This is a genomic window from Grimontia sp. NTOU-MAR1, from assembly GCF_035758505.1.
Classification (GTDB): Bacteria; Pseudomonadota; Gammaproteobacteria; order Enterobacterales; family Vibrionaceae; genus Enterovibrio; species Enterovibrio marinus.
Map to the genome: position 1 here is coordinate 1,147,802 of NZ_CP142108.1, position 24,418 is coordinate 1,172,219.

The following is a 24,418-nucleotide window of genomic DNA, read 5'->3' on the forward strand; positions in this document are numbered from 1 at the left end:
AAAAACGCTCAGCTGCAGGGTGGAACTAGCAAAATTTGCCAGAAAGGCTGAGAAGCGCTCAGGCGTGTTTTTTCATATCCAAAGCCTGCTAAATCGTATTCAGCCGATAAAACCATCCACCTCACGGATCCGGAAGTAATAAAGGAAGGAAAAGTACAATGGGAACCTGATCTCAATATCCCCTATTTTAGTATGGGGAAATACTCATGACACAAAAAAGTATCGCTAAAAAAATCAGGGGGCGCTATGTTACATCAAGCAATCAATGCGGTGGGTATGGCAATCATTGTTGGAAAATACACTTTGTTATGGCTTCTAGTTGCCGTTGCCAATGCCGCTTAACTTTTCTCCAACACGATAATCACGACTTTTCCAATATCGCGGGGGGCTCCGCCTCCGGCTCTGTGATCTCCTCACCAATCCTTTTCTACTCGCCAACCGTAACGAAATTTAATGCATTGAGACTTCAACCTCGTTGCTTTCAACAATAAATCTTCCACCTGCAATGGCCATCAAAACGGGTATAATGAAAAAAAATTTAGGGATAAGATTTAGATGACAACCCAACTCAACGTTGATCCGGCGGAAATTCAAAAATTCGAAGACATGGCTTCCCGCTGGTGGGATTTGGAAGGCGAGTTCAAGCCTTTACACCGAATCAATCCCCTTCGCCTCAACTACGTCATTGAGAAAAGTAGTGGGATTTTTGGCAAGAAAGTACTCGATGTGGGTTGTGGCGGCGGTATCCTGGCAGAAAGCATGGCACGTGAAGGTGCAGATGTGACTGGTCTTGATATGGGCAAAGAGCCTCTAACAGTAGCACGTCTGCACGCACTGGAAACGGGCATCGCCGTTTCTTACGTGCAATCCACTGCCGAGGAACATGCTGAAGCACACTTAGGTTACTACGATGTGGTGACATGCATGGAAATGCTTGAACATGTACCCGATCCCGCTTCCGTCATTGCTTCTTGCGCAAAAATGGTCAAACCGGGCGGGCACGTATTCTTCTCTACCCTAAACCGCAATACCAAATCCTGGCTGTTTGCGATTGTCGGCGCTGAGCATGTCATGAAGATTGTGCCGAAAGGCACGCATGACCATAAGAAATTTATTCGACCTTCTGAACTGCTGAAGATGATTGACTGCACGCCACTTCAGGAACAACACATGACAGGCCTACACTATAACCCACTGACGAATCGATACTGGCTGTCACCACGTAATGTGGATGTGAATTATATCGTACATACTCAGAGCCCGGAATAATCCGGGCTTTATTTTACAGCGCCTGGGGCTGTTGACCTCATACAAGGAAAGTTAATGAAAGGAAGCGTAGACGCAGTTCTGTTTGATTTGGATGGCACTTTGCTCGACACAGCACCAGATATGGCCAATGCCGCAAACTGTGTGCTTAGAGAGCATGGGTTATCCACCCTTTCAGATACCCAGATTCAAGCCAATACAAGTCATGGAGCCAGAGGGTTGCTGCGCACTGGATTCGGTGACTCACTGGAAGGAAAAGACCTCGACCAACTGCGACTGTCTTTTCTCGGTCACTATGCAGATAACATTTGCACTACAACCACACTATATAGTGGTGTGGTTGAATTACTGGAACAACTCACTATGCGACAAATCCCCTGGGGTATTGTGACCAATAAACCTGGTTTCCTGACCGGAATGCTGCTCCCTTACTTTCCTTTATTACTCCAGGCCAGAACTATCGTTTGTGCAGACACTACTCCTTATGCAAAGCCCCACCCTGCACCGTTGCTACGCGGCGCATCGATTCTGACTATTGAGCCAGAAAAGTGTCTATACGTTGGGGACATACAAAACGACATCGTGGCAGCTAAAGCGGCTAACATGATGTCTGCTATCGCCTCTTGGGGGTATATCGGGGAAGAAGATCGACCAAGCGAATGGGAGGCGGATCTGATTTTTAACACACCTGTAGAGATTCTGTCATTATTCTGATCCTAATCACACAGCCACAGAACAGAAAATAACCACTATTCAGATGCTTAACGGGATGCACCTAAAGCACTATCAGGCAAGCATAATATTTTTTTTTATTTAATTTCGTACTGTAAAAAGCATTGCTTTTTTCTATACCATTGCCTTACTTGGTATAAAGCAGTGAGTAAGCACTAACATAATAATTACCATCCCCAAGATATCCACAGCCCCCTACTTTGGGGGGAACTTGCATTATCCTCATCCCACCACTATCTTGTTACTCAAGCAGAGCGTAGACCCCACATATAGTGTTTTGATGACTACGCCATAAGTTAATATCGATCACAAATCATCCTTGCAATTTGTGAAACTTTGCAAAAACAGCTCTTCAGGCAAGGAAATACCGGGAACAAGATAAATGAACCAACAAATTACCGTCCAAAAGCGCAGTGGTGTCAAAGAAAACATAGATCTCGACAAAATCCACCGTGTCATTACTTGGGCCGCGGAAGGCCTCGACAATGTATCCGTATCACAGGTCGAACTGCGTTCTCATATTCAATTTTACGACGGTATCAAAACTGAAGACATTCATGAAACCATCATCAAAGCTGCAGCAGATCTGATCTCTGAAGAGACACCTGACTACCAGTATCTGGCAGCGCGCCTGGCGGTCTTCCACTTGCGCAAGAAGGCTTACGGCCAATTTGAGCCACCAACGCTTTTCGATCATGTCAACAAAATGGTTGATATGGGTAAGTATGATAAGCATCTGCTTGAAGACTATACTGCCGAAGAATTAAATATTCTTGATACCTACATTGACCACTGGCGTGATATGAACTTTTCGTACGCTGCTGTGAAGCAACTGGAAGGTAAATATTTGGTACAAAACCGTGTTACCGGTGAAATCTACGAAAGTGCACAGTTTTTGTACATTATGGTTGCAGCATGTCTGTTTGCGAACTATCCGAAAGAAACCCGCCTAGATTACATCCGTCGTTTCTATGATGCGGTATCTCTATTTAAGATTTCTCTGCCTACTCCAATCATGTCTGGTGTCCGCACACCAACACGTCAGTTCAGTTCTTGTGTACTGATTGAGTGTGATGATAGCTTGGATTCCATCAACGCAACCGCTAGCGCGATCGTTCGTTACGTTAGCCAGCGTGCTGGTATCGGTATCAACGCAGGCCGAATCCGTGCATTGGGTAGCCCTATCCGTGGCGGTGAAGCTTTCCACACAGGCTGTATTCCTTTCTACAAATACTTCCAAACAGCTGTGAAATGTTGCTCACAAGGTGGTGTACGTGGTGGTGCAGCTACCCTGTTCTACCCAATGTGGCATCGTGAAGTAGAAAGCCTGTTGGTTCTGAAGAATAACCGCGGTGTTGAAGAAAACCGTGTTCGCCACATGGACTATGGCGTTCAAATCAACAAACTGATGTACACCCGTTTGATCAAAGGCGAGAGCATTTCTCTATTCTCACCATCAGATGTACCGGGACTGTACGACGCGTTCTTTGCGGACCAAGAGGAATTTGAGCGTCTGTACGTTCAGTACGAGAACGACCCATCAATCAAGCGCGAAACACGTAAAGCAGTAGAGTTGTTCTCGCTGATGATGCAAGAGCGTGCCTCAACGGGTCGTATCTACATTCAGAACGTGGACCACTGTAATACTCACAGCCCGTTTGACCCTCAGGTAGCGCCGATTCGTCAGTCTAACCTGTGTCTGGAAATTGCGTTGCCGACTAAGCCACTGACCAACGTTGAAGACGATCAGGGCGAAATTGCACTGTGTACGCTGTCTGCGTTTAACCTGGGTGCGATTAAAGAACTGGACGAGCTGGAAGAGTTGGCTGACCTGACTATCCGTGCTCTGGACTCACTGCTTGATTATCAGGATTACCCTCTGCCAGCAGCGCGTAAAGCGACCATGAACCGCCGTACTCTGGGTGTGGGCGTGATCAACTTTGCTTACTATTTGGCGAAAAATGGCGTGCGTTACTCAGACGGCAGTGCAAACGGCCTGACTCACCGTACGTTCGAAGCGATTCAGTACTACCTGTTGAAAGCGTCTGTTGGTCTGGCGAAAGAGCAAGGCGCATGTCCTTCGTTTAACGAAACCAACTACGCGAAAGGCTTACTGCCAATCGACACTTACAAGCGTGATTTGGATGCGATTTGTGACGAACCACTGCGCTTTGATTGGGACGCATTGCGCGCAGAGATCATGGAGCATGGTCTGCGTAACTCAACACTTTCTGCACTGATGCCTTCAGAGACGTCTTCGCAAATCTCTAATGCAACCAACGGGATCGAACCACCACGCGGCTTCGTATCAATTAAAGCATCGAAAGATGGCATCTTGAAGCAAGTCGTTCCTGAGTACGAAAAATACAAAGACAACTACGAGTTGCTTTGGAACATCGAGTCAAACGACGGTTACCTGCAACTGGTTGGTCTGATGCAAAAGTTCGTGGATCAGGCAATCTCTGCCAACACGAACTACGACCCAAGCAAACAGGCTGGTGGCAAGGTACCAATGAAGCTGCTTCTTAAAGATCTACTTTCTGCCTACAAGCTGGGTGTCAAAACCCTGTACTATCACAACACCCGTGATGGTGCAGACGATGCGCAGAAAGATCTCGCTGCACAAGATGATGATTGCGCAGGCGGCGCTTGCAAAATCTAAGAAAAGAATTTTGAGGGAGCACTAGCTCCCTCTTTGAAGTTTCAACCTGATTGGTAAATTTACGGCAATGGCTTACAGCACTTTTTCTAAAGAAAACAACAACGCGCTCAAGGAACCAATGTTCTTTGGTCAGCCGGTTAACGTCGCTCGCTACGACCAACAAAAGTACGAAATTTTTGAAAAGCTGATCGAGAAACAGCTTTCCTTCTTCTGGCGTCCAGAAGAAGTCGATGTCTCCAGTGATCGCATCGACTACAACAAACTACCAGAACATGAAAAGCATATTTTCATCAGTAATCTGAAATACCAAACACTGCTGGATTCTATCCAAGGCCGCAGCCCGAATGTTGCGCTGTTGCCGCTGGTTTCTATTCCAGAACTGGAAACCTGGATTGAAACCTGGTCTTTCTCTGAGACTATTCACTCGCGTTCTTACACCCATATCATCCGGAACATCGTGACCAATCCGGCACTGGTGTTTGATGACATCGTGGTCAATGAGCACATCATCAAGCGCGCGAATGACATAGCGGGTTACTACGATGACCTGATTCAGGCAACCAGCGATTACCACCGTTTAGGCGAAGGTGAGCATACAGTTAACGGCGAAACCGTTGTGGTGTCTCTGCGCGAGTTAAAGAAAAAGCTGTATGTCTGCCTGATGTCTGTCAATGCGCTTGAAGCGATTCGTTTCTACGTAAGCTTTGCCTGTTCATTTGCATTCGCAGAGCGTGAACTGATGGAAGGTAATGCCAAGATCATTAAACTGATTGCCCGCGATGAAGCACTTCATCTGACCAGTACCCAACACATGCTGAACATCCTGCGCTCTGGTGACGACGATCCAGAAATGGCCGAGATAGCCAAAGAGTGCGAGCAAACATGTTTTGACCTATTCAAAAATGCCGCTGAGCAAGAGAAAGAATGGGCAGAATACCTGTTTAAAGACGGCTCAATGATTGGCCTGAACAAAGATATTTTGTGCCAGTACGTCGAATACATTACGAATCTGCGTATGGCCGCTGTTGGTCTTAAGCCTGCTTACCAAGGTGCAAGCCAGAACCCGATTCCCTGGATCAACGCTTGGCTGTCTTCTGACAACGTTCAGGTTGCCCCTCAGGAAGCGGAAATTAGCTCTTACCTTGTTGGCCAAATTGACAACGACGTTGATATCGACGATCTGGGTGACTTCGAACTATGAGCCGAATCGCTATTACAGTGAATGGACAAACGCTGGTGGGTAACACCCACCAGCCTCTGCTTGAGCAACTCGAGCAAGCAGGCCTGCAACCGGAATTCCAATGCCGAAATGGTGTTTGTGGCGCCTGTCGCTGCAAATTAGACAGGGGCAATGTTGCTCAGGAAGATGCAATGGCGTACCTCGCCGCTGGTGAAATCCTGACGTGCCGCTCTACTCCCAGTGAAGACGTGGCACTGGAGTTCGATTACCAAGTTTCTTTTGTAGCAAAAAAAGCCGCGAACCTCTGACTCAGTCGCGGCGCTCTTTTTCTCCCCCACACACCGCTCATCGGTCTGTCTAACTTTTTAGCCCCATCTAAAATAGACAACACCTTATATCTCATTTTTCAGTCACTGCACTGCGTCATGCAATCCAATACTAATGTCTGTTGTCCATTTAAATCGCTGATACCCAGCCTGGACAATTTTCCCTTCGAAAGGAGCAGACAATGGGATTGCACTTCACCAACAAACAAGATCCAGAGATAGAAGATATTTACGAAGAAGCCCTCTCTCAAACCCAGCTTCCCAAGTATTCTCTTCCGCAAAAAAGCCAATCACCGGAGCTGATTGCACAATTGTTAAAAGATGAGTTGTTGATGGATGGTAACGCACGTCAGAACTTGGCGACGTTCTGTTCTACCTGGATGGAGCCCAGTGTTCACGATTTGATGGATGTCTGTATCGACAAAAACATGATCGATAAAGATGAATATCCCCAAACTGCAGAAATTGAAGCTCGCTGTGTTCATATCCTCGCCAAGCTTTGGAATAGCCCAGAAAGTGACTCGACAGTAGGCTGCTCAACCACAGGCTCTTCAGAAGCTGCCATGCTGGGTGGCCTTGCCATGAAATGGAACTGGCGAGCGAAACGCGAGGCTCAAGGAGAACCCGCCGATAAACCCAATATTGTTTGTGGACCCGTGCAGATTTGTTGGCATAAATTCGCCCGCTACTTCGATGTGGAAATGCGCGAAATTCCACTTGATGGTGACGAAGTCTGCATGAACCCAGACAAGCTTTCAGAATACGTCGATGAAAACACCATCGGTGTGGTTCCGACTCTTGGGGTGACTTACACATGTGTATTCGAGCCAGTAGAAACCATTTCCAAAAAGCTGGATGAGCTCCAAGCGGAAACCGGGCTCGACATTCCTATTCATGTTGACGGCGCTTCAGGTGGATTTATTGCACCTTTTGTTAATCCTGAATTGAAATGGGATTTCAGGTTGCCCCGCGTGGTTTCCATCAACAGCTCGGGCCACAAATACGGCCTCGCACCCCTTGGAGTAGGTTGGGTAGTATGGCGCGATAAACAGCACTTACCGGAAGACTTGGTATTCAACGTGGATTACCTCGGGGGGAACATGCCGACGTTTGCGCTTAACTTCTCGCGGCCAGGCGGTCAAATTGTGGCGCAATACTACAACTTCCTTCGCCTTGGCTTTGATGGCTATAAGGGCATCCAATCCTCATGTCTACAAACAGCACAGTGGCTGGCAGATGAAATCGCTAAGATTGGGCCATTTGATCTTTTCTACGATGGACGTGGTGGTTTACCCGCGCTCAGCTACAGCCTGAAAGAAGGCGATTGGGGTTTCACCCTCTATGACCTCTCTGACCGCATGCGAATGCGAGGTTGGCAAATTGCTTCATATCCTCTTCCTGGCAATCGTCAGGACACTGTCATTCAACGCATCATGATCCGTCATGGCGTCAGCAAAGACATGGTTTCCTTGCTACTGGAAGATCTGAAGCGCTGCGTTGAATACTTCAAGCAATTCCCACAAGTCCATTCCGGTGCGACTTCTACTTTCCACCACGGCTGATCTTAGTCTTACAGCTCTTTACATCACCCACTGTCAGGCCAAAGCTGGCCTGACAGGTAAAGGACTATTCAAATGAGCAACGAAAAAGATTCTTCAGTTGGCGCAAAAGATGTAGGAAAAATCAGCGTCGTCACCTTCGCGATAATGAACATTGTGGCGGTGGTCAGCCTCAGAGGACTTCCCGCCGAAGCCGAGTATGGTTTAAGTTCTGTCTTTTTCTATGTCTTTGCCGCGGCCTTCTTTTTAGTACCCGTTTCTCTGGTGGCTGCAGAGCTTGCCACAGGCTGGCCAGAAAAAGGCGGCATATTCCGCTGGGTTGGTGAAGCCTTTGGACCAAGACTCGCGTTTATGGCGATGTTTTTGCTCTTTGTTCAAGTATGCGTTTGGTTCCCCACGGCATTGACGTTTGGTGCTGTTTCGCTGGCTTTTATTGGTCCGGACCAAACCTTCGATGCTGCCCTTTCAGAAAACAAATTCTTTGTACTGGCTATCGTGCTAGCGATTTACTGGTTCGCAACCTTTGTCGCTTTTCGCGGGGTAGCGGCCTTTACGTTGCTGTCTAAATGGGGCGGTATCATTGGTACCATTATTCCAGCCATTATCCTGATATTACTTGGCTTTGCCTTTCTGTTCAGCGGAGAAAAAATCCAGATTGAATTGGCATGGAAAGACTTGGTACCTGACCTTTCCAACTTTAACAATGTGGTGCTGGCCGCCAGTATTTTCCTTTTTTATGCCGGGATGGAGATGAACGCCATTCACGTTAAAGATCTGGATAACCCTACCCGTTCTTATCCCCTTGCTATTGGTATGGCGGCATTGGGTACTGTGGTGATCTTTGTGCTTGGCACACTCGCCATCGCCTTTGTGATCCCAAGTGCCGACATCAACCTGACCCAAAGTCTGTTGGTGGCTTACTTCGACATGTTCAAATGGGCAGGACTGGGTTTCCTCGGTCCGATTATGGCGATTTGCCTCGCCATCGGCGTGTTGGCTGGTATCGTCACCTGGGTTGCAGGCCCATCCACTGGTTTGCTTGAAGTCGCCAAGGCGGGTTATATGCCAAGGTTCTGGCAACACACTAACAAAAATGGAATGGCAACCCATATACTTTTGGTGCAAGGCATCATTGTGAGTTTTCTTGCAGTTACCTTCGTGGTGTTGCCGTCGGTAGAAGCCGCTTACCAAATATTGAGTCAGCTTGCCGCGGTTATCTATCTCACTCTGTATATGCTGATGTTTTCTGCCGCTATCTATCTTCGTTTCAGTCAGCCCAATCGACCCCGCCCGTATCGTGTTCCCGGGGGTAAGAAAGGCCTTTATATTTTTGCCGGCGTGGGTTTTACCAGCTCAGCGATTGCTTTTGCTTTCAGCTTTATCCCACCCAGTCAGATTGCCGTGGGTAGCCCAACAACCTTTATCTCGCTCCTCGTTGGCCTGAGCTTAGTGTTTGCGATCATTCCTTTCCTAATATATGCCGCAAGGAAACCGCACTGGCGAAGTGAAAACTCTGACTTTGCACCATTTACATGGCAGGTAGAGGGGATACATCCCGGCATTGAAAATCACTCAGACCGACACACGGAATCCTTGACAGCTCTGCATCGTGAAGGAAAAGGAGACGCAAAATGAAGTCCTTGCCTTCTGCTTCCGAACTGCAAGCACTGGTGGATAATACCTACCAACAGTTTCATGCGCTTCCTGGCGGCGAAAACGCAAGCTATATTCCTTACCTTGCTTCCGTGCCTTCTGATTTGGCAGCACTGGTTATCGTCACCGCAACTGGCGATATCTTTCAAGCAGGTGATTGTGAATACAGTTTCGCGATTGAGTCTATATCTAAGGTGGCTACGCTTGCGTTGTTGATGGAAGACGTGGGCCCAGAAACGGTTCGTGAGAAGATTGGAGCGGAACCTACCGGCCTTCCATTCAATTCCGTCTTGGCTTTGTGTGAACATCAGGACAAGCCTCTCTCGCCGTTGGTAAATGCGGGTGCAATGGCCAGTGTCAGTTTGCTGAAAGCCGATAGCCCAGAAGAAAGGTGGCAACGCATTCTGGACATGCAACGCCGAATCACCACAGGAAAATTGACACTATCAGAGGAAATCAACCAATCGGAACAAACAACAAACTTCCATAACCGTGGCATTGCATGGCTGCTCTATGCTGCAGGGAACTGCTTCTGCGACCCCATGGAAGCTTGCGAGGTATATACCAGACAGTGCTCCACGCTGGTCACCTGTAGAGATTTGGCTGTCATGGCCGCGACACTTGCCAATTTGGGGGAAAACCCTGTATCCGGCGAACAAGTCATGTCTGCTGAGAATGTCGCACCGTTGCTTGCAGAGATGACGATGGAAGGCTTGTACGACTATTCCGGTGATTGGGCATTTGAGGTTGGGCTTCCCGGCAAGAGTGGCGTTGGCGGTGGACTGCTTGCAGTCGCTCCCGGAAAATTAGGGATTGCTGCATTTTCTCCACCACTGGATGAGTCAGGCAACAGTGTGCGTGGCCAGAGGATGATTGCGGAAGTTGCGAAAGCACTCAATCTAAACATCTACCGATAACGTCGAAAGATAAGCAGAAAAATGGCCTGATTTCAGGCCATTTTTTAATTACTCTTGGGTTTCTTCACTTTCCTCAACAGGAATATGAAGTGATTCCAATGTCACCAGAGACGCAATTTCCGGGAACATGTTCTGACCGGTAAGATAGCGTCTCAACAGGTCAAGCAGCATGGTGCTACAATAAATCCGAAAGTTCTCCGAAGTCTGGTTGCGACGCGGCTTTACAATCACTCCCCAATCCCCATCCTGAGATGACAAACCGAGAGCTACCATGCCTGATTCAAGGTTTCCACAAGCAAGGCCAATGTTTGCGCCAGCATTTTCGCGGGAAGCTGCAGCCATGGCGAGAACAGCTGCCAGCGGGTTGTAATCTCCATCTGCTGTCAGTGTTGATTCACTCAACACCCAAGACTGGATAAGTGACTGACGTGTATCGTCATCTTGGTTCAGCCAATTGGTGAGATAACCACCAGAGAATTTTTCAGCAACCGCCAGTGTCATACCAGAGTCTTCCAGTAATACGCCAACAGATTCCAGCATGGGTAAGCCATCACCAACCATCAAGTCACCAAGGACATTGCGAACACCGTCCGCTACCAGTGAAATATCTAGATGCTGGCGAGGTGAGAACACTTTCACTTCAATGAAAGGTAAGGCAGATCGGTAGCCAAGTTCAAAACCTTCCGGTAACGCCAAAGACTCGAGCTTGTCGTTAAGCAGAGATTCTGAAAAACCAAAGGTGTAGAAACGGTTAATTTCACGACGGTAAGTATTCGGATAGCGTTGCTGGAGCCTGGGCAGAATTTCGTTATCGAACATCTGCTTAAACTCACTCGGCACACCTGGTGTAAAAAAGAACAAACAGTCATTAAGCTCAGCAGCAAAACCACACGCGCTGCCTACCGGGTTGTCCACCAACTCACTGCCTTCAGGTAACATCGCCTGCTTTATATTGCTTTTCGGCATTGTCTTACCGTTCTTTTCAAAACGGTTTTTCAGTTCAGTAAGCCAATGGCTATTGAGCTCTAGATCAACATCCATCGCCATCGCCATGGCTTCTGTGGTCAGATCATCTGTCGTAGGCCCAAGACCACCATTGACAATCACCACATCGGACACCTGACTGCATCGCACTAATTCGATAGCAATATCATCCAGAGCATCCCCCACCGTCACGCGGCGGTGCATGGCGAACCCTTCTTCAAAGCAGCGTCTGGACAGCCAAGCTGCATTGGTATCGGTGATGTCTCCGTGAAGCACTTCCTCACCAGTGCTGAGCATGGCAACTCGAAGTTTGTTGTGTTCCACCGATATCTCCTTGTTCGGACTGTATTAATACTCAAACGTTATCAGGAAGCCCGTTCAAGCACAAAAAATACTCACCAGATGCGATTTAAATTTAACGTGCTTTCAAAGCCTGAGACGCCCCGCCGAAGTCGTAAATAATTAATTACACCATTTGTACCCAAATTATTACATTCGGCTTTACAGCAAAATGGAATTCTATATTCTGGCATGGCCTCAGTATCATTAACCTTCTCCAAACCCAAAGTACGTAAACTTATTATTACAAGAAGTCGATTATGCACAGTAAAGTTTTAGGAAGCACTTTGATCATTGCTGGCACCACGATTGGTGCTGGTATGTTAGCCCTTCCCCTTGCTTCAGCAGGGTTGGGGTTTACGCATTCGCTGATTCTGATGATCGGCATGTGGATGCTGATGAGCTATACCGCATTACTGATGCTTGAAGTCCATCAACATGCGCCTGCCAACGCAACCTTAAACAGTCTGGCGAAACAATTTCTTGGCAAAAAAGGACAGTGGGTAGCGACTTTAGCCACTTTATTCCTGCTATACGCACTTTGTGCAGCATATATTGCAGGAGGCGGTAGCCAGTTCCATAACAAACTGTCTGCATTAAACACGGGTGGGCCTTTGCCAAAGAGTGCAGGTGTTGTGTTGTTCACTACGCTGGTGGCTACCGTGGTGATGTTGGGTACCCAAAAAGTCGATGTGATTAACCGCGGACTGTTTTTACTTAAAGTCGTATTACTCGGTCTCTCCCTTGCCTTACTACTTCCGTTGGGAGAAGGTCAGAATCTGGTTGCTCTGCCTCTTCAAGAAGGTCTGCTCATCGCAGCAATTCCTGTGATGTTCACTTCATTTGGCTTTCACGGCAGCATACCTTCAGTGGTCGCCTACACTGGGCTCAACATTAAAGTGCTAAGAAAAGTCATGCTGATTGGATCTGCACTGCCACTGATCATCTACGTACTTTGGCAAGCCGCAAGTTTCGGTGTATTGGGGGCTTCCACCCTAACTCAAAACTCTAATCTAGGTATGTTTATTCAATCTATCAGTACCGCAATAGATTCCACTCGCATCGCCAACGCGATTTCTCTCTTCGCTGATCTGGCGCTCGCGACTTCCTTTCTGGGTGTCAGTCTGGGACTCTTTGATTTCATGGCTGATATGTTGAAACGCCCTTCATCTGCAAAAGGCCGAATTCAAACGGGTTTAGTGACTTTTATCCCACCTATGCTGGTCGCATTATTTTACCCGCAAGGATTCATTGCAGCGTTAGGTTTTGCTTCGATCGCTTTGGTCATTTTGGCTGTTATAATTCCCGTTTTAATGGCTCAGAAAGTACGCCGCTTAGGTTTAAATCGCGACCAGTATCAAGTTTTCGGTGGAAAAGTTACCCTTTACATTGCTATGATTAGCGGCCTTTCCGTGATTGTCTCACAATTAGTACACGGTATTGGGTAGTAACCATATGTCTCGGTGCCATTCAAAAAGGACGTACTGAATCGCATTGATGGACGAAACATCGTCTAATTCAAGAATTTACATGCCAAACCACTCGCACAATAAGCAGCGATGAGGTTTGGCATTTGTTTGTGTGGGAGATCCTACGTGCGCCTTCGCTCTACTATTGCTGCAGCCGCTTTATTCGTTACTCACTCTGCCTCTGCATTCGATGCGTCCACCATCAACTTCGAGCAGCAGGCTTCTGCCTACAGCAGTCAACTGAACTACAGCCAATCTGCACTCGACACTGGTGAACCTATCCAAAGTGGTTATTCATTCGATGTTAATGAATATCGCTCTCAAGGTTTGCCTCGCTACCTATCTACCTCTTCCGATAAAGACTGGGACTACCTGATGGGACAGACTTACACCATTCTGGGCCTGAGTGTAGCGACCGTCGGTCTGATGACATTCTTGCCGGAAAGCGTGACAAACTGGACAGCAGAAGATCGCGACTTCTCAAATCTGGGTAAGAAATGGTGGGACAATGTGTCGGAAGGGCCTGTTTGGGATAAAGATGACCACTACCTGAACTACGTAATGCACCCTTACTTTGGTGGTGTTTACTACACTGCGGCTCGTCACTCAGGCTTCAACGAGTTCGAGTCTTTCCTTTACTCGTTCACTATGTCGACCTTCTTCTGGGAATATGGTGTAGAGGCCTTTGCAGAAGTTCCTTCCATCCAGGATATTATCGTGACGCCATTATTTGGTGCTGCTGTAGGTGAATGGATGTACCTGACCGAGCAACACATCGTCGCCGACGGTGGTGAAGTCATGGGCTCGGAAACTCTGGGGGATGTCAGCCTGTTCCTCCTGAATCCGGTGGGTCATATTCACGGTTGGGTGACGAATATGTGGCAAGGCGACACTGAAGTTCGTATGAATTACGACCCTTGGTTCAACAATCAGGAGGCCGCACGTTATGCTGCAGATGCTGGTGCGCCGTATGACAGCCAATTCATTGGTATGCAGGTCAGCCTGAAGTTTTAAGGTCTCTGAACTATAAAAAATAAGAAAAGCCAGCAATGCTGGCTTTTTTGTATTAGGGTCTGTTTATCTGATGTTTAGCTTAAACCTTTCCCTAAAAGCGCCAGCCCAGCAAACCCACACAAAATCAGTAGTCCGTATCTTACCCATTCTGCTCTCACATAAGGGGCCAAACGAAGAGCAAACACTGAAGAGAGAAATACGAGTGGTAGAGAAATCAGGCTGACTTTCAGGTGCCACAACGTAAAGTATCCTGCCATCGCTTGTGCGCCTAGAGAAATCGCGCAACTGAAGATAAAATAACCAGCCAGTGTCGCCCTCAGTTTCATCACATCCATTTTCTGCAGAACCAATGCCATGGGCGGGCCACCAATCCCAGTTGTGGTTCCCATAATCGCCGCAGCAAAACCTGCCCAGAACATATTTTTATTGTTCGGCTCTACAGCAAATTTGAAGATACTGGCGACAACGGCAATCAGCACTGCAATCCCCATCAGCAATTCAAGTGAATTCGCTGAGAGATAGAAAAGCAATGCTGAAGCAACAAAAGTACCGGGAATACGGCCAACAAATGCCCAACTGATGCCTTTAAAGGACAACTGACTGCGATATTGCCAGGTATTCACTATTGCGAGTCCAAGCGTCACAAGTGTAACTGCGGCGGGCACCAACGAGGCGTCAATAAACATTAGAATTGGCGCAGAAACAATGGCAAGACCAAAGCCAATTAGGCTTTGGACAAATGCGCCAGCACTTAAAGCCAGCATGATTAAAATGAGCTCTTCCGTGCTCAGTGCCATCTATTTTTCCTTACGGCATGGATAAGCAGATTCCTCGGCGTCAGTTCGCGAGAGCAAAATGTTGAGATATCAGTATGGTACCCGTTTTCTGTCAGATAAAGGGCCCGGTCAAGAACCAACCATATTTCTAGGGGACGCCGAAACAGCGTTCGCACTGTCTCCATCTTCTCTACGGTGTGGAATCGAGTCTCTCCGATTTGAAGGAAATGACCGAAGTTAAGACCCTTTGGCAGGGTGATGCCTTTTCGCATAGCGGCCCAATAGCAGAATGCCTCAAACCCCTCTTTTAAAAAAGATTTTTGTACATTAGGAATAGGCAAATATTTGTCGGAGTTAGATAGGTTTCTCTGCAAAGCATCAAAACCAAGTCGAAAGCTCACCTCGACAAAACGCTTACTCTTCACAGTTTGCCTCGCCGTTACGGTTTCTTGGAGGGGGAGCTTTAAATCATGTTTGCTGAGCGATAGCTCAGATGCCTTGGCTAATGAAGATAAAGGTTGATACTGCTTATCCCGAATGAGGTGATAGCAGCAAGGAGACACCGAAACAGACAACGGCTTCGCTTCTACTGCATGGCGTAAAAGCGTCACATGCAGGTCACCGCATGCATGCAATGCAACCGCATGATCACACCCTTGTACTAACTGCTGGCTTTCTTTTGCGAAGGCATCGCCCTGCACGAACCGCATTGGAAGTTGATGCTTTTCTGCATATGCCTGACCATCATCACAAAGCGCCTGCTGCCACTCCAAGCTAGTGACATTCGCATTTTTCGTTGCCGCCAGAATACGCCCGAGATATCCCTTCCCAGCGCACCATTCAAGCCAATTTCCGCCTTCACCTGCTCTTAACGCCGCCGTAAAGGTGCTGATCTGAGACCACTTACGACCAGGAACACCTGTCGCCCAATGGGGATCGCACTGAACATCAGCGGATTGTTGTGGCTCTATCGCAGTCAGAGAAATAAAAGACTTCGCATCTGGGAGCCACTTACTGAGCATTTTGGCCAAATCTGCAGGGCTTTCTTTCCAATTTCCCAGTTCGTGAAGGGACTGCGTATCCAGCCACTCGCACAGTTCGGGGTGACTCTCCCGCCAGGGTAAATCGAGACAATCAAACGGCACACCCTGCCAAAATAAAGTATGCGAGGACAGAAAAGCATCCAATTGAATAAAACGTTCAGAGAGAACATCAAAGGATAATGACAAGAACGTACTCCACCCGCATTGCGGAATCTCCAGAAAACAGCCGAAGTATATACCCAACTCGGGGGAGAGGTGCAGAGCTTCCTTTTACGATAACTACCTTACTGGGAGGTCAAACTGACTAAAGAACTTTTCAACTTCATTGAGGTCTTTCATCAGTATCACTTTCTCAATTGTTTCGCGGGTTAGGTGTGGCGCAAAACTCTCAATAAAGTCGTACATGTAGCTGCGAAGGACAGTGCCTCTTCGAAACCCAATTCTTGTTGTGCTGGCATCAAAAATATGGCTTGCATCGATCGCGACCAAATCTTTATCCAATTCATTGTCATAGGCCATACGCGCCATCACACCAATACCTACCCCCAAACGAACATAAGTCTTAATCACGTCGGCATCGGTCGCAGTAAAAACGATATTTGGCTTGAGCTTGGCTTTATCGAACGCGGAATCCAGACTGGATCTTCCAGTAAAACCAAATACATATGTTACCAGCGGATATTGGGCGATGTCGTAGATTGTAATAGCGGAGCGCTGCGCCAGTGGGTGATCTTTCCGCACAATCAAAGAGCGAGTCCAGTGATAGCAAGGCAACATCAGTAAATCTTCGTATAAATGTGAAGCTTCTGTTGCAATAGCAAAGTCAGAAGCCCCTTTCAATACAAAGCCTGCGATCTGACTTGGCGCTCCCTGATGCATGTGCAGTGATACCTTCGGATAACGCTTCACAAATCGTGAAATCACGTCCGGTAAGGCATATCTTGCCTGGGTGTGGGTGGTGGCAATATTCAATTGACCACGCTCCGGGTTGGTATACTCCTGCGCCACCGATTTAATGCTGTCTACACGGGAGAGAATGTCTCTCGAAATTTCAACAATCTGACAGCCAGCAGGGGTGAGTTTAGTCAGGTGTTTACCACTACGGCCAAAGATCTGCACACCGAGTTCATCTTCCAGAGCTCGGATTTGCTTACTGATACCAGGTTGTGACGTATAGAGGCTTTCTGCCGTTGAGGAAACGTTGAGATCGTGGTTAACCACTTCGACGATATATTTTAGTTGTTGTAATTTCATAATGTTGCAGCAAGCAAGAAATGGGGCTAATGCTGTTATAGCGCCAAAATAAGCGGAGGCGTAGCTTTATGGCACGTAACCTTTACCCAGCGCCCAAAATACCTTGTCTCACTCAGCCTCACGGACAACGATTGCGGGTGATAACTTAATGATAGCACTATAAATAAACGTGCGTTCTGGCGCAGTAAGTTGGATAAAAGGGTTACGCTACGTCAGAATTTAGCTAAGATCGAAAATAGTATTAACAAACTATGACCCTATCTGTAGATCGTGTATCTTAGTCAGTCATCGTTTTAACAGGGATTATCGACGCTCACTTATGAATATCGCCTTAATTGTTGGCCTTTGCGTCATTTTGCTTGGTCTTATTGTTGGCTACAACATTATGGCCCAGCAACGTCAGCGTGTAGAGTCATCAAAACGCCAGGAAATGGCTAAATATATTGCAGTTATTGATGCCACTGAAGAGCTGATTGGTAACGCGCATAACCTTCCTTATAGTGGGTCCCTGCTGATTTGTCTGAACCAGAAAATCCTTGATGCCCTGAAAACCATGCATGAGATCGACAAGAGCGATCGTTCTCTACCAACACGCATTGCTGACGTTCAGCAGCAGGTTAACCAGATCAAGCAGACTTATCAGAATAAAGAGTCGACTTCTTTTAGGGTACCAGACAGTGATCGCGAAGCGATTTCTATGCTAAAGCTGGTGAAGCGTTTGCGCGCCGTAATTAAGGCCGAGCACACAAAAGGTCGTATGCAAACTCAAGCGTTCGTGGCTGAAAACTCGCGTCTTGAGCAGATGCAGATGAAGATCAACATCGAGAATGTATTGAAACGTGTTAACGATGCAAAGATTAAAGGCCAGTTGGGTACCGCTCAACAATTGCTTAAGAAAGCTCTGGATGTGGTTAGTGCTAAGAATGATCCGTACTGCCAATCAGCGAAGGAAAATCTCTCTGCTATGCTAGAAGACGTTAATACCGCGTTGAACGAAACAACTGCAGCTCAACAGCCGAAAAAAGAAGGCGACGAGCTCGACGAGCTGTTCGCTCCCAAGAAGAAGTGGTAATGCTTTAACTTTTCAATAGAGGAAGCCCCATACGGGGCTTTTTTTGTGCCCGCCAGCACTCGATTCATCGGTTAATCGCTTTAAACCCAAGTATCCCTGCAGCAATGAATCTTTTTTGATACACCTGTTCAGTATTTATTTTTATCTGCGAATTAATTGTGCGTCAGATAGCATTTTTTTATTAAAGAATAACGTACGGTGTGCCGATAAGAATATTTGATGTCACAATCCTCGACCTTTTTGGCTTCTCCTAAGTCTTTATTTAGAGCCGTAAATTTAGAACCCGTTGTGACTCTAAGCTGCCGGAATGCGCTGCGTAGCTTTTGAATCCCCATCGCCAGACTGTTGTAGAGTGAGAGAACAATGAAGTTGTCCGTCGTACAGAGAACAGTTGCAGGTTTTGTCTTAATGTTCGTATTAATGGCACTACTTAGCAGCGTCAGCCTGTTCAACGCCAAGACCCTGCAGGGTAAAGTTGAACAAATAACCGACCAATCCACCCCAATGGTTGTTGCATCCGGAAACCTGATCACCCAGTTGATGCGCACCAACCTGCTGGTCAGAACCTTTCACAATGACCCATCTGAATCAAACCAGATTGATCAGACCTTTGAAGAGCAAAAACGCCGCTTCTTCGACACTCTGAATACCGCACAACAGGGCCGTCCGAATGAAAATGAAAGTCAACAACTCAATACCATCGCCCAAGCTTCAAACGGCTACTTTGAGCAGGCGAAAGTGCTGATCCAGCTTCAAAATCAATCCAACCAGCTAATCGCAGAACGCGAAGCCTTAGATCTGAAATTCCTGCGTCTGGAAGACACCTACCAGTGGGCTGCTAACCTTCTTTTACAAAAAGCTTCTGTGAAGCGCTCACTACATAACCGCGCAGAACTCATCACCAGTGGTATTGCCCGTGACCTGAAAATGCTGCGCCGCGCCGATCAGGACACCAACCTCGACAAACTTCGGGCCACCATGGCGAAAGACATTGAAATTGCGTTCAAGCGTCTAGAGCTTATTAGCGTAGAAGAAGACGTAAAAGCACGATACTCGCGCAACCTAAAGAAAGTTGAATCCCTGACGCTAGATGACAATGGTCTCATTGATGTACTTAGCCAACAACAGCAAGTCAATGCCCGCCTTCATCAGGAAAGCCAGCGTACCAACCGCCAGATGGAAGACATCCAGGGCCAACTGGAAGGTTACGCAACGTATGCACAACAACTGGCCACCAGCAGCCGTAAAGATGCTGAAGCGGCAGTGAGTGAAGCTTTCCTATACGTGATTCTGATGACTTCGATTGCTGCAGTTTTCAGCCTTTGGGTTGGTGTTAGCACGACACGCAGCATCCAGAAACCACTGGCACTGATCCGAAACGTACTGGACAAAATGACCGACGGCGACATGCGCACCCGCGCGAATTACAACGCACAGGATGAGTTCGGTGAGCTGAGCCGCTCAATAGATGAACTGGCGAACACCATGTCACAAACGCTGGCAAAATTCGGCGACGGCGCACAGCACCTGCTGGATGAAGCAAGCCGCGCGGCGAATGTTAGCGAAAGTGCCATGTCACGCGTGGAAGACCAGAAATCCCGTACGGACCAAGTCGCTGCGGCTATTTCTGAGATGGAAGTGAGCGCCAAGGAAATCTCCCGCTCTACTGAGCTGACCGTATCGGAAGTAGAAAGCACTAACGATGCGGCTAACAGTGGTCGTTCACAGGTCTCCCGCAGCCGTCAGCTGACCGAACAGCTCTCTGGAAACATCGAAGAAGCGGTGAACAACACCCAGCAGCTTAACCAATACTCCAACAGCATTGGCTCTATATTGCATGTCATTCAAGATATCGCAGAACAGACCAACCTGCTGGCGCTGAACGCAGCAATTGAAGCAGCCCGTGCGGGCTCTCATGGCCGTGGTTTTGCGGTGGTTGCTGATGAAGTACGCGCTCTGGCGACTCGCACCCAGCAGTCAACAGAAGAAATCCAGCAAATGATCAACAACCTGCAAGGCAACGCATCACGCATGGCAGAAACCATGAACACCAGCCAGAAGCAGATGGAAGAATGTCTGACCCAGACTCGCCTGACAGACGAAACCCTGCAGGACATCGTGTCACGTATGAAGTCTATTCACGAGATGGCGGTGCATGTCGCGCAGGCAACCGAAGAGCAAATCAAAGTGAGCCATGATGTGGCAGAGCACATCAACGGCATTGCACACGTGGCTTATGAAGCGGAGAAAGATGCAAGAGCATCAGCATCGAGCAGTGAATCACTGGCAGATTTGGCACAAGACCAGCAAAACCTGATTGGCAACTTCCGCGTCTAAGGAGCAGAGAATGAAGAAATTAGCCCTGCTGCCTATTGCAGTACTGACCTTTGCCGCTTCGACGCTGGCGAATGCACAAACCACACTGGTGATTGACTCCTGGCGTAGTGACGACGCGGTATGGAATGAGAAAATCATCCCTGCGTTCAACAAGCACTATCCAAACATAAAAGTGGAATACCGCTCGCCACCGGATCTGGATGCCTCCAAGTGGAACGATGACATGGAAGCACGCTTTAAAAGTCAGTCAGCGGGTGACCTGATCGCCTGTCGCCCCTTTGATGGCTCTCTGGGTCTATTCGAGCGCGGTCTTCTGAAAGAAGTGACCGAAATGGAAGGTATGGAAAACTTCCCAAGCTTCGCACTGGCACCATGGCAAACCGACTCCGGCGCACAGACCTTTTGTTTGCCGATGGCATCTGTGATCCATGGTTTTTTCTACAACAAAGATATCTTTAAAGAAGTCGGCGTGAATGAGCCTGTGACCAAAGCCGATTTCTACTGGGCATTAGAGAAAGCCAAGCGCGCGGGTTACCTGCCACTGGCAATGGGTACCAAAGATAAGTGGGAAGCTGCAACTATGGGCTTCCAGAACATTGGCCCAACTTACTGGAAAGGCGAAGATGGCCGTGATGGCCTGCTGACCGGTAAAGAACGTGCGGATAGCAAGCCGTATCGCGATACCTTCCGTGAGCTTAGTAAGTGGGCAAGCTACATGGGTGATGACTTTGATCAGCGCGGATATAACGACGCGATCAAAATGTTTGCTGACGGCAAAGCCGCAGTTTATCCAGCGGGTTCTTGGGACATTGGCACCTTCCGCGGAAAAGTGAACATGGGCGTATTCCCCCCACCAGTAGAGAAACGAGGCGATGCTTGTTATTTTAGTGACCATACTGATCTGGGTATGGGCCTTAATGCCAAGTCGAAAAACCCGGAAGCAGCTGAGACTTTCCTAAAATGGATGACGACCGCAGAATTTGCTGAGCTTTTGACCAACGAAATCTCTGGCTTCTTCTCACTGTCGAACCACTTCTTTGATGTGAAAGACCCAATAGCGCAGGAAATGATCTCCTGGCGCGACAAGTGTGATTCGACCATCCGTAACTCGGCACAGGTTCTGTCCCGTGGAGAGCCAAACTTCGAACTTGAGATTTGGGAAACCAGCGTAGGTGTGATGACAGGCCAAATGAGCCCTGCTCAAGCAGCCAAGCAACTGCAAGACGGACTCGAGGAATGGTATCAGCCTCAGAAAGACAGCAAGCAAAGTTCCTCAAACAGCAACTGTAACTGTGCACCTTTGCTGTAATAGGAATGAACAAATCTAAACCCGGCCTTTGCGCCGGGTTTTCTGTCATTGGATGCTTCCAGCACATCAGGGTCACATGTCTGTAGTAGGTTCGGGGTATCCATACTGCTCTCGTGATATTCGAGTACCTATAACGCTAATTAATGCAACAGTCTGAACTAATAGGCCTTATTCATCCTTAAAACCTAAACATGCTTTACACACATTACGTGGTAAATGCCGTCATGCATCTCTGTCCCTTCGGTTTCTTTTTCAAAGCCCGGGAATTCTTCATCCCACACTTCTAGGCTCTTGAGGTACTTGATTTGCGGACTGTTCTCGTCACCGAAGCTCTCTCCGGACATTAACATCGGAATGCCCGGTGGATATGGGATAACCGCATTGGCGGCAACACGCCCAACGAGTTGATGCGAAGGCACCATTTCAACGTTATCAGCCACGATCGCCTGATAAGCAGTACGCGGTGTTATCACGGCTTCTGGTAGCGTTTCGTAAGCCGCATTCAATACTTCTCCCGGATTGTGCTGTTTCAGGTAACTGAAAATCTTATCACCCAAATCCTTAAGCCCCATATCGCCATAGACATCAGGAAAATCTGACGCCAAATCAGGCAGCGAATCCACCAGCGGTGTGTTGTTGTCGTAGTGACGTTTGAAACCCATCAGCGTATTGACCAGCGTTGCCCACTTACCTTTAGTAATACCCATGGAGAAGAGGAACATCACCTGAAAATCCGTGGTACGCGTTGGCACTATACCGAAGCGTCCAAGGTAGAGTGTGACCAGTGCGGCTGGTACACCTTTATCAAGAAGTTTGCCATCATCTCCCATACCCGGCGCGAGAATACTGACCTTGATTGGATCGAGCATACACCAGTCTGCAGGCATATCTTCGAAGCCGTGCCAGGTATCACCAGGGTGCATAACCCAGGCATCCTGACTCTCGCATAGCAAGTCTGCAGGCGCATCTTCGAAGGCATAACTCTCCCCAGTTTGCGGGTCTTTGACAGTGTCCGCATTCCACGGCGTGAAGAACCAATCGCCATTTTCTGTGTACTCTCGATTCAACCGCCCCATTGCCTGACGGAAATCTACCGCTTCGCGAATCACTTCCAGGGTCAACGAATGGCCTCGGTTACCGGCCATCTGCGATACAGCAATATCGTTCGATGCACAAATCGCATACAGCGGAGAGGTGGTCGCGTGCATCATGTACGCCTGATTGAAGCGCTCGAAGCTGATGGCAGCTTTACCATTTCTCACATGCAGCCAAGACGCTTGAGACAAAGCATTCAGCAATTTATGGGTAGAGTGAGTAGCAAACACGGTTGGCGCGTCAGGATCTTCGGTTGGCTCGCCGCGCATCGCGTAGTGTTTTTCGTAGATTGGGTTAAAACGTGCGTAACCGTACCAAGCTTCATCGAAGTGAATGCGGTCACTGCTTTCAGCGAGAATATCCTGTGCCCTTTCCGCGTTATAGCAAAGGCCATCGTAGGTGCAGTTAGTCAGCACGGCATACACCGCCCGTTGAGCCGCGTAATCTTTGGTGAGTGAGTAATCTTTTGCACGCTGGTCAAGCACCTGCTTTGAAAGCTGGTCAGGATAGATAGGACCAATAATGCCATAGCGATTTCGTGTTGGAAGCAGATAGATAGGACGAGCACCTGAGAGCATCAGTCCCTGCTCGATCGACTTGTGACAGTTACGGTCACAAATCACCAGATCATTCTCGTTCATACAAGCGGACATGATGGTGCGGTTGGAGCCTGATGTGCCCGTCACCAGCGAGTAGGATTGGTCAGCGCCAAACACCTTGGCAGCATAACGCTCACTATCGCCAAAGTAGCCTGTGTGGTCGAGTAGTGAGCCTAAGCTACCACGCTCAATCCCCATGTCGGTCCTAAATATACCCTCACCATAGTAATTGTAAAAACGCTGGCCGGCAGGGGTTTTGGTAAACCCGACCCCCCCTTGGTGACCCGGTGCTGCCCAGGAATACTCGTGAATGTCGTCATACCTCATCAATGCGGACATCAGTGGAGGTAGTAACTGTTTGCGGTAGCGGTTCATGGCTGCTATGGCGCGGCCTGCAATGAAATCTGGCGTATCTTCCAGAATCCAGGCAAATTCATCGACTTTTTCCATCATCTCACGGGTGACGTGAAGCGTAATTTTTTTGCGTTCAGCCAGCAGAAATACAGGCACATTTTGCTGACGGCGATTCAGCTTTTCTATCAACACATAGAAGCGCTCATTTTCTTCGCTCTGGGAGCCGCTCATGGCGGATGTCAGCATCAGACAGTCAAGCGCGGTATTTGAAAAAATCACCGAGTAACAATCGTCAAAGCTTGTCGCCACCATCACTCGCGAACCGCTGCTTTCCAGTTCTGAAATCAGCCTCTCAATTGCATTACCCACTACACCTTCTTTATGGGCTTCTTCCAAGATCAGAACATTAAATTTCTTTCCGTAGGTTTTCATAGCCAAGCTCCGACACCGAATGAGGAGAAGTGTTTTGTTTGAATCC

At 48.0% G+C, this 24,418-nt stretch carries 18 protein-coding genes; 13 read left to right on the forward strand and 5 right to left on the reverse strand.

Annotated elements, in window-relative coordinates; all coding sequences use genetic code 11:
- Window positions 1-555 precede the first annotated feature (555 nt).
- The 8 genes from ubiG to glsA all read left to right on the forward strand — a co-directional run bounded on the left by ubiG (window position 556) and on the right by glsA (window position 10,295).
- Window positions 556-1,269 (forward strand): bifunctional 2-polyprenyl-6-hydroxyphenol methylase/3-demethylubiquinol 3-O-methyltransferase UbiG, encoded by a 714-nt coding sequence (ubiG, locus tag VP504_RS05270; protein ID WP_325893276.1) that lies wholly within the window; start codon window positions 556-558, stop codon window positions 1,267-1,269.
- Window positions 1,270-1,323: 54 nt separating this feature from the next.
- Window positions 1,324-1,980 carry an HAD family hydrolase gene (locus VP504_RS05275; protein ID WP_325893277.1) on the forward strand — a complete coding sequence of 219 codons (657 nt, stop codon included), beginning with the start codon at window positions 1,324-1,326 and terminating at the stop codon, window positions 1,978-1,980.
- A 400-nt stretch (window positions 1,981-2,380) separates the two neighbouring features.
- On the forward strand, window positions 2,381-4,660 hold the full coding sequence (gene nrdA, locus VP504_RS05280) for a class 1a ribonucleoside-diphosphate reductase subunit alpha (RefSeq protein ID WP_325893278.1): 2,280 nt from the start codon (window positions 2,381-2,383) through the stop codon (window positions 4,658-4,660).
- 67 nt (window positions 4,661-4,727) lie between these two features.
- Window positions 4,728-5,861 (forward strand): class Ia ribonucleoside-diphosphate reductase subunit beta, encoded by a 1,134-nt coding sequence (nrdB, locus tag VP504_RS05285; protein ID WP_325893280.1) that lies wholly within the window; start codon window positions 4,728-4,730, stop codon window positions 5,859-5,861.
- Window positions 5,858-6,148, forward strand: a complete 291-nt coding sequence (locus VP504_RS05290; protein ID WP_325893281.1) for a 2Fe-2S iron-sulfur cluster-binding protein — start codon at window positions 5,858-5,860, stop codon at window positions 6,146-6,148. The genes nrdB and VP504_RS05290 overlap by 4 nt, the downstream gene beginning before the upstream one ends.
- A 200-nt stretch (window positions 6,149-6,348) precedes the next feature.
- Window positions 6,349-7,728: a glutamate decarboxylase gene (locus tag VP504_RS05295; protein WP_325893282.1), complete on the forward strand. Its 1,380-nt coding sequence runs from the start codon at window positions 6,349-6,351 to the stop codon at window positions 7,726-7,728.
- A gap of 72 nt (window positions 7,729-7,800) precedes the next feature.
- The gene (gadC, locus tag VP504_RS05300; RefSeq protein ID WP_325893284.1) at window positions 7,801-9,360 is read left to right on the forward strand and encodes a putative glutamine/gamma-aminobutyrate antiporter GadC; all 1,560 of its coding nucleotides are present in this window, start codon (window positions 7,801-7,803) and stop codon (window positions 9,358-9,360) included.
- Window positions 9,357-10,295: a glutaminase A gene (glsA, locus tag VP504_RS05305; RefSeq protein ID WP_325893286.1), complete on the forward strand. Its 939-nt coding sequence runs from the start codon at window positions 9,357-9,359 to the stop codon at window positions 10,293-10,295. Before gadC ends, glsA begins: the two co-directional genes overlap by 4 nt.
- A 48-nt stretch (window positions 10,296-10,343) precedes the next feature.
- Here the strand turns inward: glsA and VP504_RS05310 are convergent, their stop codons facing one another.
- Window positions 10,344-11,576, reverse strand: coding sequence for a CinA family nicotinamide mononucleotide deamidase-related protein (locus tag VP504_RS05310; RefSeq protein WP_325893986.1), 1,233 nt, complete (start codon window positions 11,574-11,576; stop codon window positions 10,344-10,346).
- A 302-nt stretch (window positions 11,577-11,878) separates the two neighbouring features.
- On the opposite strand from VP504_RS05310, the gene VP504_RS05315 reads away from it, so the two are divergent.
- Both VP504_RS05315 and VP504_RS05320 read left to right on the forward strand, forming a co-directional pair.
- Window positions 11,879-13,066, forward strand: coding sequence for an aromatic amino acid transport family protein (locus VP504_RS05315; RefSeq protein WP_325893287.1), 1,188 nt, complete (start codon window positions 11,879-11,881; stop codon window positions 13,064-13,066).
- 147 nt (window positions 13,067-13,213) lie between these two features.
- Window positions 13,214-14,101, forward strand: coding sequence for a DUF3943 domain-containing protein (locus tag VP504_RS05320; RefSeq protein WP_325893289.1), 888 nt, complete (start codon window positions 13,214-13,216; stop codon window positions 14,099-14,101).
- 74 nt (window positions 14,102-14,175) lie between these two features.
- On the opposite strand, the gene VP504_RS05325 is transcribed toward VP504_RS05320, so the two are convergent.
- From VP504_RS05325 to cysB, 3 genes are all read right to left on the reverse strand, one after another.
- On the reverse strand, window positions 14,176-14,898 hold the full coding sequence (locus VP504_RS05325) for a sulfite exporter TauE/SafE family protein (RefSeq protein WP_325893291.1): 723 nt from the start codon (window positions 14,896-14,898) through the stop codon (window positions 14,176-14,178).
- The gene (locus VP504_RS05330) at window positions 14,889-16,106 is read right to left on the reverse strand and encodes a methyltransferase (RefSeq protein WP_325893293.1); all 1,218 of its coding nucleotides are present in this window, start codon (window positions 16,104-16,106) and stop codon (window positions 14,889-14,891) included. Before VP504_RS05330 ends, VP504_RS05325 begins: the two co-directional genes overlap by 10 nt.
- Window positions 16,107-16,199: 93 nt before the next feature.
- A complete protein-coding gene (gene cysB, locus VP504_RS05335; RefSeq protein WP_325893295.1) occupies window positions 16,200-17,174 on the reverse strand; it encodes an HTH-type transcriptional regulator CysB in 975 nt (324 codons plus the stop codon).
- Window positions 17,175-17,493: 319 nt separating this feature from the next.
- Here cysB and VP504_RS05340 point away from each other — a divergent pair, with 319 nt between their 5' ends.
- The 3 genes from VP504_RS05340 (at window position 17,494) to VP504_RS05350 (ending at window position 21,892) form a co-directional block, all read left to right on the forward strand.
- Complete coding sequence (locus tag VP504_RS05340; RefSeq protein ID WP_325893296.1) at window positions 17,494-18,246, forward strand: DNA repair protein; 753 nt, start codon at window positions 17,494-17,496, stop codon at window positions 18,244-18,246.
- Between the two features lie 363 nt (window positions 18,247-18,609).
- Window positions 18,610-20,583: a methyl-accepting chemotaxis protein gene (locus VP504_RS05345; RefSeq protein WP_325893298.1), complete on the forward strand. Its 1,974-nt coding sequence runs from the start codon at window positions 18,610-18,612 to the stop codon at window positions 20,581-20,583.
- A gap of 10 nt (window positions 20,584-20,593) precedes the next feature.
- Window positions 20,594-21,892, forward strand: coding sequence for an ABC transporter substrate-binding protein (locus VP504_RS05350; RefSeq protein WP_325893299.1), 1,299 nt, complete (start codon window positions 20,594-20,596; stop codon window positions 21,890-21,892).
- Window positions 21,893-22,077: 185 nt separating this feature from the next.
- Here the strand turns inward: VP504_RS05350 and adiA are convergent, their stop codons facing one another.
- Entirely contained in the window at window positions 22,078-24,372 is a 2,295-nt protein-coding gene (adiA, locus tag VP504_RS05355) for an arginine decarboxylase (protein ID WP_325893301.1), read from the reverse strand.
- Window positions 24,373-24,418: the final 46 nt, after the last annotated feature.